A 14,094-nucleotide genomic window follows, 5' to 3' on the forward strand; every position below is an offset into this window, starting at 1 on the left:
GCTCGTCATCTTCCCCATGGAGGGCTAGTACATGCGCCCGTACCACGTGGCGATCGTCGGTTCCGGCCCGTCGGGCTACTTCGCCGCTGCCTCACTCTTGAAGTTCGCAGACTCGTCGGGCGACTCGGGAGACCCGAGGGACGTGCGGGTCGACATGCTGGAGATGCTGCCGACCCCGTGGGGCCTGGTGCGCTCGGGCGTGGCCCCGGACCACCCCAAGATCAAGACCATCAGCGCCCAGTTCGAGAAGGTCGCGAGCGATCCTCGCTTCCGCTTCTTCGGCAACATTCGGGTGGGTGAGGACGTACACGCCGACGAACTGGCCGAACGCTACGACGCGGTCGTCTACGCGGTGGGAGCCCAGGCCGATCGTCCCCTCGGCATCCCCGGCGAGGAGTTGCCCGGCAGCGTCGCAGCCGTCGACTTCGTCGGGTGGTACAACGCCCACCCTCACTTCGAGGAAATGGCGCCGGACCTGTCGACCGGGCGGGCCGTGGTGGTCGGCAACGGCAACGTCGCGCTCGACGTCGCGCGCATCCTCGTCAGCGACCCCGATGCGCTGGCCAACACCGACATCGCCGACCACGCCTTGGAGTCTCTGCACGCGCGCGGTGTCGAGGAGGTGGTGGTGATCGGGCGTCGTGGCCCCCTGCAGGCCACCTTCACCACGCTGGAGTTGCGCGAGCTCGGAGATCTCGAGGCGATGGCCGACGTGGACGTGGTCGTCGACCCGGCGGACTTCGCCGACATCTCCGAGGAGGATCTGGAGGCGGCGGGCAAGACCGTCAAGCAGAACGTCAAGGTGCTACGCGGATACGCGGACCGGCCCCTTCGGGGAGCCAAGCGTCGCATCGTGTTTCGGTTCCACACCTCGCCCGTCGAGATCAAGGGCGACGGGCGGGTGTCCTCGATCGTGTTGGGGAGCAACGAGTTGGTCGACGAGGGTGGCCGGCTGGTCGCCAAGGACACCGGTGCCCGCGAAGAGCTTCCCGCGCAGCTGGTGGTCCGCGCCGTCGGGTACCGGGGCGTGCCCACGCCGGGGCTGCCGTTCGACGAGCGCTCGGCGACCATTCCGCATTCCGACGGCCGCGTCGAGGGCACCAAGAATTCCTACGTCGTCGGATGGATCAAGCGCGGCCCCTCCGGAGTCATCGGCAGCAACAAGAAGGACTCGGCGGCTACCGTCGAGACGCTTCTCGCCGACCTGGCGACGGCAGACCTGGGCGACGAGCCGCAGGACGCCGCCGCCTGGTTGCTGGCACGCCAACCCCACCTGGTCACCGACGACCACTGGAAGCGGATCGACGCGCACGAACGCAGCGCCGGTGGACCGTCGGGGCGGCCGCGGGTAAAGGTGACGAATGTGGCGGAGTTCTTGCGGATCGGGCACGGCTGAGGACCGATCTGCGAGGCACGAGCACGTGAGGAGTCAGCCCAACGGGCACGGCTAGACCTCCTGCACGACTACCCCCGTCGCGGCGAGTTCACCGAGTCGGCCTCGATGGTGATCAGCACCCGGGTCTCATGGGGATTGCCGCTGAAGTTCGGGTACGGGATGCCCAGATATTTCTGCGAGAGTTCCTCGATGCTCTCCCGTCCGCCCTCGGTGGTCGTCTTCACCACCCGCCCGCGGACGGCGTAGTAGCCGTAGACGTTCTCGGGGTCGACGACGTTGACGGCGACGCGCGGATCTCGGGCTATGTTGCGCGCCTTCTGCATGCCGTCGACGATGTTGACCACGATGTTCTCTCCGTCGGTGGTGACCCAGGTTTCGGTCAGCTGGGGCGATCCATCCGGCATCAACGTGGCGATGAAGCAGGGGCTTGGCTTGCGGAGGAGATCTAGCAGACCTTCTGGCAGTGGTTGCGGCATGACTTCGTCATACACCCGCGTCGCATACCCGTGTCATACGCCCGTCGTAGAATCGAACACATGTTCGACATGGACGAGGCGCGGTTCCTCGACCGCATCGCCGCACTCGAGCGCGCCAAGTCCGCGGCCCGCGGCCGAACAGGCCGCCCTGACCGCCCGCCTCGACACCACCCGCCGGGCGCGGGAAGCCGCCGCCGGGATACCCGCGGCCAGGCGGGGCAAGGGGTTGGGTAGTGAGATCGCCCTGGCCCGCCGCGACTCCCCGAACCGTGGTGGGCGCCACCTCGGATTGGCCCGCGCTCTGGTCCACGAAATGCCCCACACCCTGGCCGCCCTACGAGCCGGGGCACTGTCCGAATGGCGGGCCACCCTCATCGTGCGCGAATCGGCCTGCCTCGACGTCACCGACCGCCGAATCCTCGACGCCCGGATGTGCGCCAACCAGACCACCCTCGACGGCAAGGGCGACAAGAAGATCACCGCCGACGCGAAGGCCATCGCCTACCAACTCGACCCGCGTGCTCGACCGTGCCGCCCGCGCCGAGGGCGAACGCTCGGTCTGGGTCCGACCTGCACCCGACGCCATGACCTACGTGACCGCACTGCTCCCCATGACCCAGGGTGTCGCGGTGTACGGCGCACTGCGCAGGGAAGCCGACACGTGCGGAGACGGGCGCTCCCGCGGCCAGGTCATGGCCGACACCCTGGTCGAACGCGTCACCGGCCGCCCCGCCGCGGTGCCCGTTCCGATCGCGGTCGAGGTGGTGATCACCGACGAGACCCTGGTGGGCGGGGACACCACACCCGCCCGCGTACCCGGGTACGGACCCATCCCCGCCGCGGTGGCCTGCCAACTGGTCGACCGCGCCGCCACCGACGACCGATCCAAGGCCACCCTGCGCCGGCTCTACCGCCACCCCAGCCCCGGAAACCTGATCGCGATGGAATCTCGGGCCCGAACCTTCCCGAAGGGGTTGACCCGGTTCATCGCCGTCCGCGACGACACCTGCCGCACCCCGTACTGCGACGCCCCCATCCGCCACACCGACCACGCCCACCCCCACGCCCGCGGTGGACCCACCACCGCAGTCAACGGCCTCGGCGACTGCGAAGCCTGCAACAACACCAAGGAAGCCCCCGGCTGGTCGGCGACCACCACCCTCGACCACGACGGTCACCACGCGGCAGAATTCACCACCCCCACCGGCGCCCGCCACCACTCCCAAGCCCCACCACTACCCGGCCGCACCACCCACCACCGAAGCGCCGTCGAGATCGCCTTCGCCGACCACCTCGCCTGGCCCAACGCCGCCTAGCGGAGCTCGGTGGGACCGCTGGGCGGCGGCGGGGGCATGTTGGGCGGCGGTGGCGGCATGTTGGGAATCTCGGGCGGAGCGAAGGACCACTTCTCGGGATTCTTGGTGCTGTAGACGATGGGGATCAACTGACCCATGTTTGGCGCGGTCCCCACTGCCATCTGCAGGCGACCGTAGACCTCGTAGTCACGCACCGTCGGACCGCTGATGACGCCGGTGATCGTCACGAACTGCGAGCCGCCCGACTCCGCGCCCGCGCTCACCCCGGTGACGAGCAGGGTGCCGGCGGCATTCGCTCCCCGACCGACGGGGTTGCGACGCTCGCGGGGGTCTCCTACGCTGCCGGGTCCGCCCGACGCCCCCGGGCCACGCCTCCCCATGATCCTGGGTCCAAGCAACAGCACGATGCCACCGACCACCAGCAAGAGCACGAGGATTTCGAACACGAACCCCATGGTAGGACTGCACCCATGAGAACAGTCTCAGATGATCTCGGCCTCGCCCTGCAGATGGCCGACGAGGCCGACGCGTTGACCCTCGACCGGTTCGGCGCCCTGGACCTCCACGTCGAGACCAAACCCGACCTGACCCCGGTGACCGACGCCGACGAGTCCGCCGAGGAATTGCTGCGCGGCCTGCTGGTGGCCAATCGCCCCGACGATGCCGTCCTGGGCGAAGAGTTCGGCGGCACAGCGATTTTCGAGGGTCGCCAGTGGGTGCTCGACCCCATCGACGGCACCAAGAACTTCGTCCGCGGGGTTCCGGTGTGGTCCACGCTCATCGCCCTGCTGGAGGACGGCGTTCCGACCGTCGGCGTCGTGAGCGCACCCGCGCTGGCACGACGATGGTGGGCCAGCGCGGGCGGAGGCGCATTCACCTCGTTCAACGGAGCCACCCGCCAGATCTCGGTGTCGGGCGTGTCGGAACTCGAGTCGGCGAGCCTGTCGTTCTCCGATTTGACCACCGGCTGGGAGGATCGCCGAGACCGGTTCGTCGAACTCACCGACGCGGTCTGGCGCGTTCGGGGTTACGGCGACTTCTGGTCGTACTGCCTGGTGGCCGAAGGGGCGGTCGACGTCGTCGCCGAACCCGAGGTCAAGCTTTGGGATCTCGCACCGCTCGACATCGTCATCCGCGAAGCCGGTGGTCGTTTCACCAACGTCGACGGCGCCCCCGGCCCGCATGGCGGAAGCGCGGTCGCCACGAACGGTCACCTGCACGACGACGTGCTCGGCTGGCTCGCGACGCCGTGACGATCAGGTGACGTTGATAACAGTCTCGGCGTATCTTACTCAATAGTAAGATACGGTCATCACGTACTGCCCCAACGATGCGAGGCTGTCGACATGACCAACACCCTGCCGTCCCCGAGCGGCACCAATCAACGCCCGAAGCGCACCGGCCGCGAAAGCGCCGTAGGCCTTCAAAAGCACAAGCGGTCGGCGACCGACATCGGCCTCGCCCTGCTCACTCCCCTTCTCGGCCAAGAGTTCCTGGACCGCCGCGGGCTGCGGGATCCGCTCAATCGCGGTCTTCGCAACGGAGTGCAGACGGTCTTCTCCGCACTGGGCACGACGACGCGTCAGTTCAACCGGGTGCAGCGACTTGGGAAGCCCGCCACCCGGCTCAAGCCGAGCGGCGCCGACTACTTCGACCTGACGCCAGACGACGAGCAGAAGATGATCGTCGAGACGATCAGCGAGTTCGCCGAGGAAATCCTTCGGCCCGCGGCTCATGACGCCGACGCCGCGGCCACCTACCCACCCGAGCTCATCGCCAAGGCCGCCGAGCTCGGCATCACCGCCGTCAACGTCCCGGAGGACTTCGACGGCATCGCCGCACACCGCTCCACCGTCACCAACGCGTTGGTGGCCGAAGCCCTTGCCTACGGCGACATGGGTCTGGCGCTTCCCATCCTCGCGCCGGGCGGCGTCGCATCAGCCCTCACCCACTGGGGCAGCGCCAGCCAGCAGGCCACCTACCTCCCCGAGTTCGCCGGCGAGAACGTGCCTCAGGCGTGTGTCGCGATCGCCGAGCCCCACGCGTTGTTCGACCCCACGGCACTGAAGACCGTCGCCACCCGCACCCCGGGCGGATACCGGCTGACCGGCGTGAAGTCGCTCGTGCCCGCGGCGGCCGACGCCGAACTGTTCGTCGTCGCCGCCCAGCTCAACGGCAAGCCCACACTGTTCATCGTCGAGGCCAACTCGACGGGGCTCTCCGTCAAGGCCGACCCGAGCATGGGCATCCGCGCCGCGGCACTGGGCCAGCTCGAACTCGCCGACGTCGCGGTGCCGCTACACAACCGGCTCGGCGAGGACGAGACGACCGAAGCCGAGCATGCCAACAACTACTCCGAGGCGATCGCCCTGGCCCGATTGGGTTGGGCCGCACTGGCGGTCGGCACGTCACACGCCGTACTCGACTACGTCATCCCCTACGTCAAGGAGCGCGAAGCGTTCGGTGAACCCGTCGCGCGCCGGCAGTCGGTGGCGTTCATGTGCGCCAACATCGCCATCGAACTCGACGGGCTGCGTCTGATTACCTGGCGCGGTGCCGCCCGCGCCGAACAGGGCCTGTCCTTCGCCCGAGAAGCGGCGCTGGCCAAGAAGTTCGGCACCGACAAGGCCATGCAGATCGGGCTGGACGGTGTGCAGTTGCTCGGCGGCCACGGCTTCACCAAGGAACATCCCGTCGAACGCTGGTACCGCGACCTTCGTGCACTCGGCGTGGCCGAAGGCGTCGTCGTCCTCTAGTCCCTGGTATCTCGAAACTAACCGGAAGTCCTCTCATGGCAATCAATCTCGAAATGCCCAAGAAGTTGCAGGCCGTCATCGACACGAGCCACGGAGCCGCCGCCGAGATGCTGCGGCCGATCTCCCGCAAGTACGACCTCGCCGAGCACGCCTACCCAGTCGAACTGGACACGTTGGCCGAACTCTTCGAGGGCATGACCGCCGCGAACACCATCTCCTTCGCCGGAGCCGAGGCGTTCCGCGACGGCGCCGACTCGAAGGTGAACGTCAACGGCGCCAACATGTCCGCGTTGGTCAATGCGCTCGAGATCAGCTGGGGCGACGTCGCCTTGCTCCTGTCGGTGCCGTTCCAGGGGCTGGGCAACGCCGCACTCTCCGGCGTCGCGACCGACGAGCAGCTGAGCCGCCTCGGCAAGGTCTGGGCGGCGATGGCCATCACCGAGCCGAGCTTCGGTTCGGACTCAGCGGCGGTCTCGACGACGGCGAAGCTCGACGGCGACGAGTACGTCATCAACGGCGAGAAGATCTACGTCACGGCCGGGGCTCGGGCCAGCCACATCGTGGTGTGGGCGACGTTGGACAAGTCGAAGGGCCGCGCGGCGATCAAGTCCTTCATCGTGCCGCGCGACCATCCCGGTGTCACCGTCGAGAGACTCGAGCACAAGCTCGGCATCAAGGCCTCCGACACCGCCGCGATCCGCTTCGACAACGCGCGGATCCCGAAGGACAACCTGCTGGGTAGTCCGGAGATCAACGTCGACAAGGGTTTTGCCGGCGTCATGGAGACCTTCGACAACACCCGGCCCATCGTGGCCGCGATGGCCGTCGGCGTCGCCCGCGCGGCGTTGGAGGAATTGCGCACGATCCTCACCGACGCGGGCGTGGAGATCTCCTACGACAAGCCCGCGCACGCCCAGAGCGCGCCTGCCGCGGAATTCCTGCGGCTGGAGGCCGAGTGGGAGGCCGGCTACCTGTTGACGGTCCGCTCCGCCTGGCAGGCCGACAACAAGATTCCGAACTCCAAGGAAGCCTCGATGGGCAAGGCCAAGGCCGCCCGCGTGGGCAGCGAGGTCACCCTCAAGGCCGTCGAAATGGCCGGAACCACTGGCTATTCCGAGGCCACGCTGCTGGAGAAGTGGGCCCGCGACTCGAAGATCCTCGACATCTTCGAGGGCACTCAGCAGATCCAGCAGCTCGTCGTGGCCCGTCGGCTGCTCGGGTTGTCCTCGGCAGAGCTGAAGTAGCGCACCAGCCGGGGCCAGGGCCGCTAACGTCATCGGAATGGATGACTTTCAAGCCCTGGTCGCACGGCAGCACGACGATCGCGTCGACGCGACGGTCGAGACCCTCACCGAGGCGGACTTGCCGCCCGGCGAGGTGACCATCCGCGTGGCCTACTCGAGCGTCAACTTCAAGGATGCGCTGGCGCTCACGCCGAAGGGTGGCGTCGCGCGGGAGTATCCGCTGGTGCCGGGCATCGACCTGACCGGTGAGGTGGTTTCGTCGGCCTCGGAGGACTTCTCGGTCGGCGACGCCGTCTTGGCCCATGGCTATGAGATCGGCACGGGCCGCCACGGTGGGTACGCCGAGTTCGCGCGCGTCCCCGCCGACCAGGTCGTCGCGCTCGGTTCCCTGACGCCCTACGAGGGTGCGGCGATCGGCACCGCGGGTTTCACCGCCGCCATGAGCGTGCAGGCCCTGATCGGCCACGGCATCCGACCCGAAGACGGTCCCGTCGTCGTCACCGGTGCCACCGGCGGAGTGGGTTCGGTGAGCGTCGACCTGCTGTCCGCGGCGGGCTATCACGTGGTTGCGTCGACCGGAAAGTCCGACGCCGAGGGCCGCCTGACGGCGTTGGGTGCGGCCGAGGTGATCCCGCGGCTGCCGGCCGATCCGGACGCCAAGCCGCGGGCGCTGGGCAAGACACGCTGGGCGGGTGCGGTGGACTGCGTCGGCGGCGCCACGCTGGCCGACGTCATCAGCACGCTGTCCTACGGCGGTGCCGTGGCGGCCAGTGGACTCACCGGCGGGCCGGGGCTGAACACGACGGTGATGCCGTTCATCCTGAGGGGCGTTGCCCTGCTGGGCATGGACTCGGTGATGATGCGGATCGGGCCGCGCCGCGACCTGTGGACGCTGCTCGGCGGATCCTCGAAGCCCCGGCGGCTGTCGCAGATCACCCACGACGTGGACGTCAAGGACGTCGTCGAGGTCATCGATCAGGTGCGGGCCGGCGCGTTCTCCGGTCGGGCAGTCGTGAAAGTGGCGGGTGGGTTCTGAACCCACCCGCCACTCGTCACAGTCGAATCAGTCGCCTCAGAGGAGGTGGCTGATCAGGTCGGGCTTCATCTGCTGCAGCTGCGCGCCCCAGTACGGCCAGTCGTGCGTACCGGTGTCCGGGAAGTTGAAGACGCCGTTCTTGCCGCCGGCAGCGATGTAGTTGTCCTGGAACGTGCGGTTGGTGCGGATCGTCAGGCCCTCGAGGAACTTGGCGGGCAGGTTGTTGCCGCCCAGTTCACTCGGGGTGCCGTTGCCGCAGTACACCCAGATGCGCGTGCCGTTGGCGACGATCGTCGGGATCTGCACCATCGCGTCGTTGTACTGCCAGGCCGGATCGGTCTCGGCCGGGCCCCACATGTCGTTGGCCTTGTAGCCGCCCGCGTCACCCATCGACAGGTTGATCAGACCGGGCCACTGTCCCTCGGACGGGTTCAGGAAGCCGGACATCGAGCCGGCGTAGGAGAACTGTCCGGGGTGGTGCGCCGACAGGACGAGGGCGGCGCCACCGGCCATCGAGAGACCGACGGCCGCGTTTCCGGTGGACTTGACCTCTTTGTTGGACGCCAGGTAGGACGGCAGTTCCGAGGTGAGGAAGGTCTCCCAGTTGTAGGTCAGGCAACCGGTCTTGCCGCAGGCGGGCTTGTACCAGTTGGAGTAGAAGCTCGACTGGCCGCCGACCGGCATGACCATCGACAGGCCGGAGTCGAGGTACCACTCGAAGGCCTGGGTGTTGATGTCCCAGCCGTTGAAGTCGTCCTGGGCGCGCAGGCCGTCGAGGAGGTAGACCGCCGGAGAGTTGGGGCCGCCGCTCTGGAACTGAACCTTGATGTCGCGCCCCATCGAGGGCGAGGGGACCATCAGGTACTCGACCGGGAGGCCGGGACGCGAGAACGCCCCTGCGGTCGCGCTGCCACCTACCGCGCCGATCATGCCCGGCAGCAAGAGCACCGCCATGGTCGCCATCAGTAGTCGGCGCGTCCAGCGCCCGAGAACACCGTCAATCGACATCTACGAATCCATCCAGTTCCTGTTACGGGTAAACCGACGATTTTGTGCGATGCGTAATCGCCCCAGCGACGACGGGATCGCCGCCTGCCGCGCCCGCGCAGCCGTAGCAGGCGGACCTGAGTATTAACTTGTCGTTAGGAAGTAAAACATGGCGCTGCGACCACCAGCCACCCCGGCAGACGTCCAGTAGATGACGTGTCCGTCAACCGAAGGGCATTTCAGAGCCCTAAACTGCTGGTCGTGGCGAGTTCCCGCAACGCTGCCGGCAACCGGCTGGCCATCGACGACTGGATCGAAGCTGGCTACGGCCTGCTCGCCGAGGAGGGTATCAAGGCGCTCAAGATCGACCGCCTGTGCGAGCGCCTCGGTGTGACCAAGGGCAGCTTCTACTGGCACTTCGACGGAATGCCCAGCTATCGGACGGCACTCGTCCAAGCGTGGGCGCCACTGCGCGAAGCGGACCGCGCCGCCGGCGACGTCACCGGACGTTCGACCCCCCGCGAGCGGTTGTCGCTCATGATGTCCTCACTCCTGAGCCCCAGGCACTGGACCCTGGAGCGAGCCATGCGGGAGTGGGCACGCACCGACGACGAGGTGGCCCGCAGCGTCCAGGCCGCGGATCGCCGCGTGTTGCAGGCCGTGCGGCAGGCCTTCGAGGACTACGGCTTCGACGCCGAGGACGCCGCACTCCGCGCCAACGCCACCTTCGCCGCCGGCATCGGCTTCCTTCACCTCTCGGGCCAGACACCCGATGCCAAGCACGCGGTGACCGGCGAGCGCTTTCTGGATTTGATGCTCGCCCGCTAGTTCCATACTTTTTAGTATGGTACCGTCATCGGCATGAACGCCCTGATCAGCGACGACTTCGTCGACCGCCTCGCCGAGCGGGCGCGCGACGCCGAGGAGCTCCGTCGCCTCCCCGACGCCACCATCGCCGACCTCCGGGCCTCCGGCCTGACCGAACTGTTGGTCCCCAAGCGTTTCGGCGGCCAGCAGGCGGACTTCCCCGCCCTGCTCGACCCCGTCCGCCGGATGGCCCACGGCTGTACCTCCAGCGCGTGGACGATCGGGTTCTATGCGCTGCACAACTGGATGGTGGCGCTCTTCGGCGAGCAGGCCCAGGAGGAGGCCTTCGCCACCCGCCCCTTCCTGGCGCCGGCCCCGCTGGCACCGACGGGCCGCGGCGTCCCGGTCGACGGCGGGATCCGGTTGACCGGGCGCTGGTCGTGGGCGACGGGCGTGATGGCCGGCAACTGGCTCGTGGTCGGCGCACTATGCGGGCCCGACGACGCCATCTACCCGGCCCTGGCCCTGCTGCCCGCGGGTGACTTCACCGTCGAGGACGTCTGGCAGACCGACGGCATGCGGGCCACCGGGTCCAACGACGTGGTGGTCACCGACGCCTTCGTCCCCGAGCACCGGATGGTTCGGGTGGTCGACATCTACCGCGGCACCGCGCCGGGGGCAGAGCTGCACGACTCGCCGACCTATCGCTGGCCCATGGTGCCGGCGCTCGCCCTGCTGGCGGCGATGCCGGCCCTGGGCAGCGCCGAGCGGGTGCTCGAGCTCTACGCCGAGCGACTTGCCGGGCGGGTCCTGGCCTACGAGGGCGTCACCCAGCGCGACAAGCCCATCGCGCAGTCTCACCTCGGCGAGGCCGCCGTGCGCTTGCGCGCTCTGCGCGGGCTGCTCGCCGACACCGTGGGCACGATCGAAGATCTCGTCGACGCGGGTGGCACGGTGCCAAAGCTGGTGCGGGGCGACGCCCGGCTGGCGGCGGCCCACGTGGTGCACGAGTCGCGGGCCGTCATCGCCTCGCTGACGGAGGCCTCCGGAGCCAGCGCCCACTTCCTCGACAGCCCTCTGCAACGGTTCAAGCGCGACGTCGACGTCATCTCCGGCCACGTCGTCTTCGACTACGACACCAGCCGCGAGCTCGCCGGCGCCTTGCACCTGGGGATGAAGGTCTCGCCGACGGCGATGGTCTGATGCGCACCAAGGCACCCACCCCGCGCGTGCGGCGGCACGCGCCAACCCCTTGACCGACGGTGTGAAATGGATCCATGGCCCGCGATGCCGTGACGACCTTCTTTCAGAGGCGGGTGGCCAACCCGCTGATGCGCCGAGTGCCGTTTCAGACACTCCTGGAGACGACGGGCCGCACGTCCGGTGCGCCCCGGCGCACCCCGATCGGCGGGCGACGGGTTGGCGACCAGTTCTGGTTCGTCTCCGAGTTTGGCGACCGTTCGCAGTACGTCCGCAACATCGCGGTCGACCCGCGCGTGCGGGTGCGACTTCGGGGCCGCTGGCACACCGGGATCGCCCACCCGATGCCGGCCGACGATCCTCAGGCCCGGCTACGAGATCAGCCCTCCTTCAACGCCTTTGGCGTACGAACATTCGGCACCAACCTGCTGACCGTCCGCGTCGACCTCGACCGCTGACGCCTGGAATCGGCTTCGCGGGGCCCTTGCCTCGCCGAGGAAATAAAAGTAACGTCAGTTTCAGTTTAGTGCGATCGGATCACCACCGAGGACCTGGGAGACAGCCATGGAATCGTTCGTCCACCTCCGCAAGGGCACCACCCCCAGGCGTCTGCACGCCGATCTCGACGGACTCAAGGACGACGAACTCGGACGCGGCGGCTTCACCGGTCGGACGGCCAACATCTACCGGCGCAACGATCCGACGGCCTACCGAACCGTCGGCCCGCTGCGACCCCTCGACGTTTTGTCCACCGAACTGAAACCCAGTGACGCCACCGACGCCAACGGCGGTCCGCTGCTGATGTTCTCCAACGCCGACTGCCTCGTACTGCTGTCGCGCCGCACCGAGCCCATGCCGTTCTTCGCGCGCCACGTCGACGGCGACCTCCTGCTCTTCGTGCACCAGGGTTCGGGCCTCCTCGAGACAGAGTTCGGTCCCCTGCCCTATCGCGAGGGCGACTGGGTGTACATCCCCAAGGCGTGTACGTGGCGCCACGTACCCGGCCCTCGGGGGCAGGAGCGCGGCGACCCGGGGGCAGGCGCAGCCGAGACCACGCTGCTGATGCTCCAGGCCACCGACGAGTTCCGGGTGCCCCCGCCGGCGCAGCTGGGCAGGCACTTTCCCTTCGACCCCTCGCAGATCGTCATTCCGGAGCCCGCCGCGATCGACGACGGTGAGGGCCCGCAACGCGACGGCGAGTACGAGGTCCGGCTCATCCACGAAGGTGGCCCGACTTCGCTTTTCTACCAACATCATCCACTCGACGTCGAGGGCTGGCGCGGTGACAACTTCCCGTTCACCTTCAACATCGCCGACTACAACGTGGTGACCTCCGACACCGTGCACCTTCCTCCGACGGTGCACCTGTTCATGCAGGCGACGGGCGTGTACGTGATGAACTTCCTGCCCAAGCCAGCCGAAGGCGCACCGGGCACCGAACGCACTCCGTGGTACCACCGCAACGTCGACTTCGACGAGATCGCGTTCTTCCACAGCGGCTCCCTCTACGGCATCCCGATGCCGCCCGGGCTGATTTCCCATGCGCCGCAGGGGGTTCACCACGGCGCACCGGAGAAGGCCCGCGAGCGGGCCCGTCGCAAGTTCGACGAGTACTCCCGGGTGGACTGGTCGGTGATCTCGATCGACACGCGGCGGCGATTGGTGCCGTCTGCGGAGGTGCTGGCGAACGACCTCGGGCAACACTGATGAAGCACCCCTATGAGCGCATCCCCTATCTCGTTGCCTATCAGAACAATTCGACGGTGCGCGACGTCTACGGCGGCGTCGCCGAACTGGTGGTCCTGGAGAGCTACCTGCTGAAGCCGGACCGGCCCAGCGACACCGTGCTGGTCTTCATGCACCCCATCGGCGGCGGCGCCTACCTGCCGATGATCAACGCCCTCGCGCGCGCCGGAAACCACGTCATCTATTGCAACAGCCGCTTTCGCGGCACCGACTCGGCCTTGCTGATGGAGAAGGTCGTCGAGGATCTCGGCGAGTGCATCAAGGACGCCAAGAACCGCCTCGGCTACGCCAAGGTGGTGCTCGCCGGATGGAGCGGCGGCGGCTCCCTGTCGGTCTTCTATCAGCAGCAGGCCCAGCATCCGACGGTCACCGCCAGCCCGTCGGGCGACGGACCCGATCTGACCACGCTGGGCCTCATCCCCGCCGACGCCGTCATGCTGCTCGCCGCTCACGTCAGCCGGCACGGCACGATGACCGAGTGGATGGACGCCTCCATCCTCGACGAGTCCGACCCGTCCAAGCGCGATCCCGAACTCGACCTCTACGACCCGGCCAATCCCAATCAACCGCCCTACACACCGGAATTCCTGGAGCGCTACCACGCCGCGCAGATCGCCAGGAATCGGCGCATCACCGCCTGGGTCAAGGACAAGCTCGCCGAACTGAAGGCGGCAGGCCGACCCGAGGACGAGTTCGCCTTCGTCGTGCACGGCACGATGGCCGACCCGCGCTGGCTCGACCCCACGGTGGATCCGAACGATCGCACCCCGGGGACCTGCTATCTGGGCGATCCTCGAGTGGTGAACAACTCACCCGTCGGCCTCGCGAGATTCTGCACCCTGCGCAGCTGGCTGTCCCAGTGGAGCTACGACGACGCCAACGGTGACGCGTTGAAGGCCGGGCCTGACGTCGCGGTGCCCACCCTGGTGATCGGCAACCTGGCCGACGACGCGTGCACGCCCAGCCACACCCGCAGGCTCTTCGACGCAATTGGTCACCCTGACAAGGAGATGCACGAAATTCCCGGTGCCAACCATTACTACGCGGGCCCCGACCAACGCGACACCCTGCGTCACGCGGTGGACATCTGCACGGACTGGTTGCAACGGCACGGGCTGGGCCGGTGACAT

13 protein-coding genes and 1 pseudogene are annotated in these 14,094 nt (G+C 67.9%); 11 read left to right on the top strand and 3 right to left on the bottom strand.

Going from position 1 to position 14,094, the window contains the following annotated elements; translation table 11 throughout:
- Nucleotides 1–31: 31 nt before the first annotated feature.
- Entirely contained in the window at nucleotides 32–1,396 is a 1,365-nt protein-coding gene (locus tag ABZ195_RS19135) for an FAD-dependent oxidoreductase (protein WP_355220507.1), read from the top strand.
- Nucleotides 1,397–1,464: 68 nt separating this feature from the next.
- Here ABZ195_RS19135 and ABZ195_RS19140 read toward each other — a convergent pair whose 3' ends face one another.
- A complete protein-coding gene (locus ABZ195_RS19140; RefSeq protein ID WP_355220509.1) occupies nucleotides 1,465–1,872 on the bottom strand; it encodes a PPOX class F420-dependent oxidoreductase in 408 nt (135 codons plus the stop codon).
- A gap of 60 nt (nucleotides 1,873–1,932) precedes the next feature.
- Between ABZ195_RS19140 and ABZ195_RS19145 the strand changes: the two are divergent.
- Nucleotides 1,933–3,188, top strand: a pseudogene (locus tag ABZ195_RS19145) (DUF222 domain-containing protein).
- On the opposite strand, the gene ABZ195_RS19150 reads toward ABZ195_RS19145, so the two are convergent.
- Nucleotides 3,185–3,634 carry a hypothetical protein gene (locus ABZ195_RS19150; RefSeq protein WP_355220511.1) on the bottom strand — a complete coding sequence of 150 codons (450 nt, stop codon included), beginning with the start codon at nucleotides 3,632–3,634 and terminating at the stop codon, nucleotides 3,185–3,187. The pseudogene ABZ195_RS19145 and the gene ABZ195_RS19150 sit on opposite strands and share 4 nt — an antisense overlap.
- Nucleotides 3,635–3,658: 24 nt before the next feature.
- Between ABZ195_RS19150 and hisN the strand changes: the two genes are divergently transcribed.
- From hisN to ABZ195_RS19170, 4 genes are all read left to right on the top strand, one after another.
- The gene (hisN, locus tag ABZ195_RS19155; protein ID WP_355220512.1) at nucleotides 3,659–4,441 is read left to right on the top strand and encodes a histidinol-phosphatase; all 783 of its coding nucleotides are present in this window, start codon (nucleotides 3,659–3,661) and stop codon (nucleotides 4,439–4,441) included.
- Nucleotides 4,442–4,534: 93 nt separating this feature from the next.
- Nucleotides 4,535–5,944 (top strand): acyl-CoA dehydrogenase family protein, encoded by a 1,410-nt coding sequence (locus tag ABZ195_RS19160; RefSeq protein ID WP_355220514.1) that lies wholly within the window; start codon nucleotides 4,535–4,537, stop codon nucleotides 5,942–5,944.
- A 35-nt stretch (nucleotides 5,945–5,979) separates the two neighbouring features.
- Nucleotides 5,980–7,188: an acyl-CoA dehydrogenase family protein gene (locus ABZ195_RS19165; RefSeq protein WP_355220516.1), complete on the top strand. Its 1,209-nt coding sequence runs from the start codon at nucleotides 5,980–5,982 to the stop codon at nucleotides 7,186–7,188.
- A 37-nt stretch (nucleotides 7,189–7,225) separates the two neighbouring features.
- Nucleotides 7,226–8,224 (top strand): acryloyl-CoA reductase, encoded by a 999-nt coding sequence (locus ABZ195_RS19170; RefSeq protein WP_355220518.1) that lies wholly within the window; start codon nucleotides 7,226–7,228, stop codon nucleotides 8,222–8,224.
- A gap of 36 nt (nucleotides 8,225–8,260) precedes the next feature.
- Here the strand turns inward: ABZ195_RS19170 and ABZ195_RS19175 are convergent, their stop codons facing one another.
- The gene (locus tag ABZ195_RS19175; RefSeq protein WP_355220520.1) at nucleotides 8,261–9,232 is read right to left on the bottom strand and encodes an alpha/beta hydrolase family protein; all 972 of its coding nucleotides are present in this window, start codon (nucleotides 9,230–9,232) and stop codon (nucleotides 8,261–8,263) included.
- 240 nt (nucleotides 9,233–9,472) lie between these two features.
- Between ABZ195_RS19175 and ABZ195_RS19180 the strand changes: the two genes are divergently transcribed.
- The 5 genes from ABZ195_RS19180 (at nucleotide 9,473) to ABZ195_RS19200 (ending at nucleotide 14,091) form a co-directional block, all read left to right on the top strand.
- Nucleotides 9,473–10,039, top strand: coding sequence for a helix-turn-helix domain-containing protein (locus tag ABZ195_RS19180; RefSeq protein WP_355220522.1), 567 nt, complete (start codon nucleotides 9,473–9,475; stop codon nucleotides 10,037–10,039).
- Between the two features lie 33 nt (nucleotides 10,040–10,072).
- Nucleotides 10,073–11,221 (top strand): acyl-CoA dehydrogenase family protein, encoded by a 1,149-nt coding sequence (locus ABZ195_RS19185; RefSeq protein WP_355220524.1) that lies wholly within the window; start codon nucleotides 10,073–10,075, stop codon nucleotides 11,219–11,221.
- 74 nt (nucleotides 11,222–11,295) lie between these two features.
- Entirely contained in the window at nucleotides 11,296–11,676 is a 381-nt protein-coding gene (locus tag ABZ195_RS19190) for a nitroreductase/quinone reductase family protein (protein ID WP_355220526.1), read from the top strand.
- A 106-nt stretch (nucleotides 11,677–11,782) separates the two neighbouring features.
- Complete coding sequence (locus ABZ195_RS19195; protein WP_355220528.1) at nucleotides 11,783–12,925, top strand: homogentisate 1,2-dioxygenase; 1,143 nt, start codon at nucleotides 11,783–11,785, stop codon at nucleotides 12,923–12,925.
- Nucleotides 12,925–14,091 carry an alpha/beta hydrolase gene (locus tag ABZ195_RS19200; RefSeq protein ID WP_355220530.1) on the top strand — a complete coding sequence of 389 codons (1,167 nt, stop codon included), beginning with the start codon at nucleotides 12,925–12,927 and terminating at the stop codon, nucleotides 14,089–14,091. The genes ABZ195_RS19195 and ABZ195_RS19200 overlap by 1 nt, the downstream gene beginning before the upstream one ends.
- Nucleotides 14,092–14,094: the final 3 nt, after the last annotated feature.

This window comes from Mycobacterium sp. NPDC006124 (genome assembly GCF_040614235.1).
Lineage (GTDB): Bacteria > Actinomycetota > Actinomycetes > Mycobacteriales > Mycobacteriaceae > Mycobacterium.

Bases quoted from the DNA above. Each gene is read 5' to 3' on its own strand.
- ABZ195_RS19135 (WP_355220507.1), top strand. From the start codon at position 32: ATGCGCCCGTACCACGTGGCGATCGTCGGTTCCGGCCCGTCGGGCTAC.
- ABZ195_RS19140 (WP_355220509.1), bottom strand. From the start codon at position 1,872: ATGCCGCAACCACTGCCAGAAGGTCTGCTAGATCTCCTCCGCAAGCCA.
- hisN (WP_355220512.1), top strand. From the start codon at position 3,659: ATGAGAACAGTCTCAGATGATCTCGGCCTCGCCCTGCAGATGGCCGAC.
- ABZ195_RS19160 (WP_355220514.1), top strand. From the start codon at position 4,535: ATGACCAACACCCTGCCGTCCCCGAGCGGCACCAATCAACGCCCGAAG.
- ABZ195_RS19165 (WP_355220516.1), top strand. From the start codon at position 5,980: ATGGCAATCAATCTCGAAATGCCCAAGAAGTTGCAGGCCGTCATCGAC.
- ABZ195_RS19170 (WP_355220518.1), top strand. From the start codon at position 7,226: ATGGATGACTTTCAAGCCCTGGTCGCACGGCAGCACGACGATCGCGTC.
- ABZ195_RS19175 (WP_355220520.1), bottom strand. From the start codon at position 9,232: ATGTCGATTGACGGTGTTCTCGGGCGCTGGACGCGCCGACTACTGATG.
- ABZ195_RS19185 (WP_355220524.1), top strand. From the start codon at position 10,073: ATGAACGCCCTGATCAGCGACGACTTCGTCGACCGCCTCGCCGAGCGG.
- ABZ195_RS19190 (WP_355220526.1), top strand. From the start codon at position 11,296: ATGGCCCGCGATGCCGTGACGACCTTCTTTCAGAGGCGGGTGGCCAAC.
- ABZ195_RS19195 (WP_355220528.1), top strand. From the start codon at position 11,783: ATGGAATCGTTCGTCCACCTCCGCAAGGGCACCACCCCCAGGCGTCTG.
- ABZ195_RS19200 (WP_355220530.1), top strand. From the start codon at position 12,925: ATGAAGCACCCCTATGAGCGCATCCCCTATCTCGTTGCCTATCAGAAC.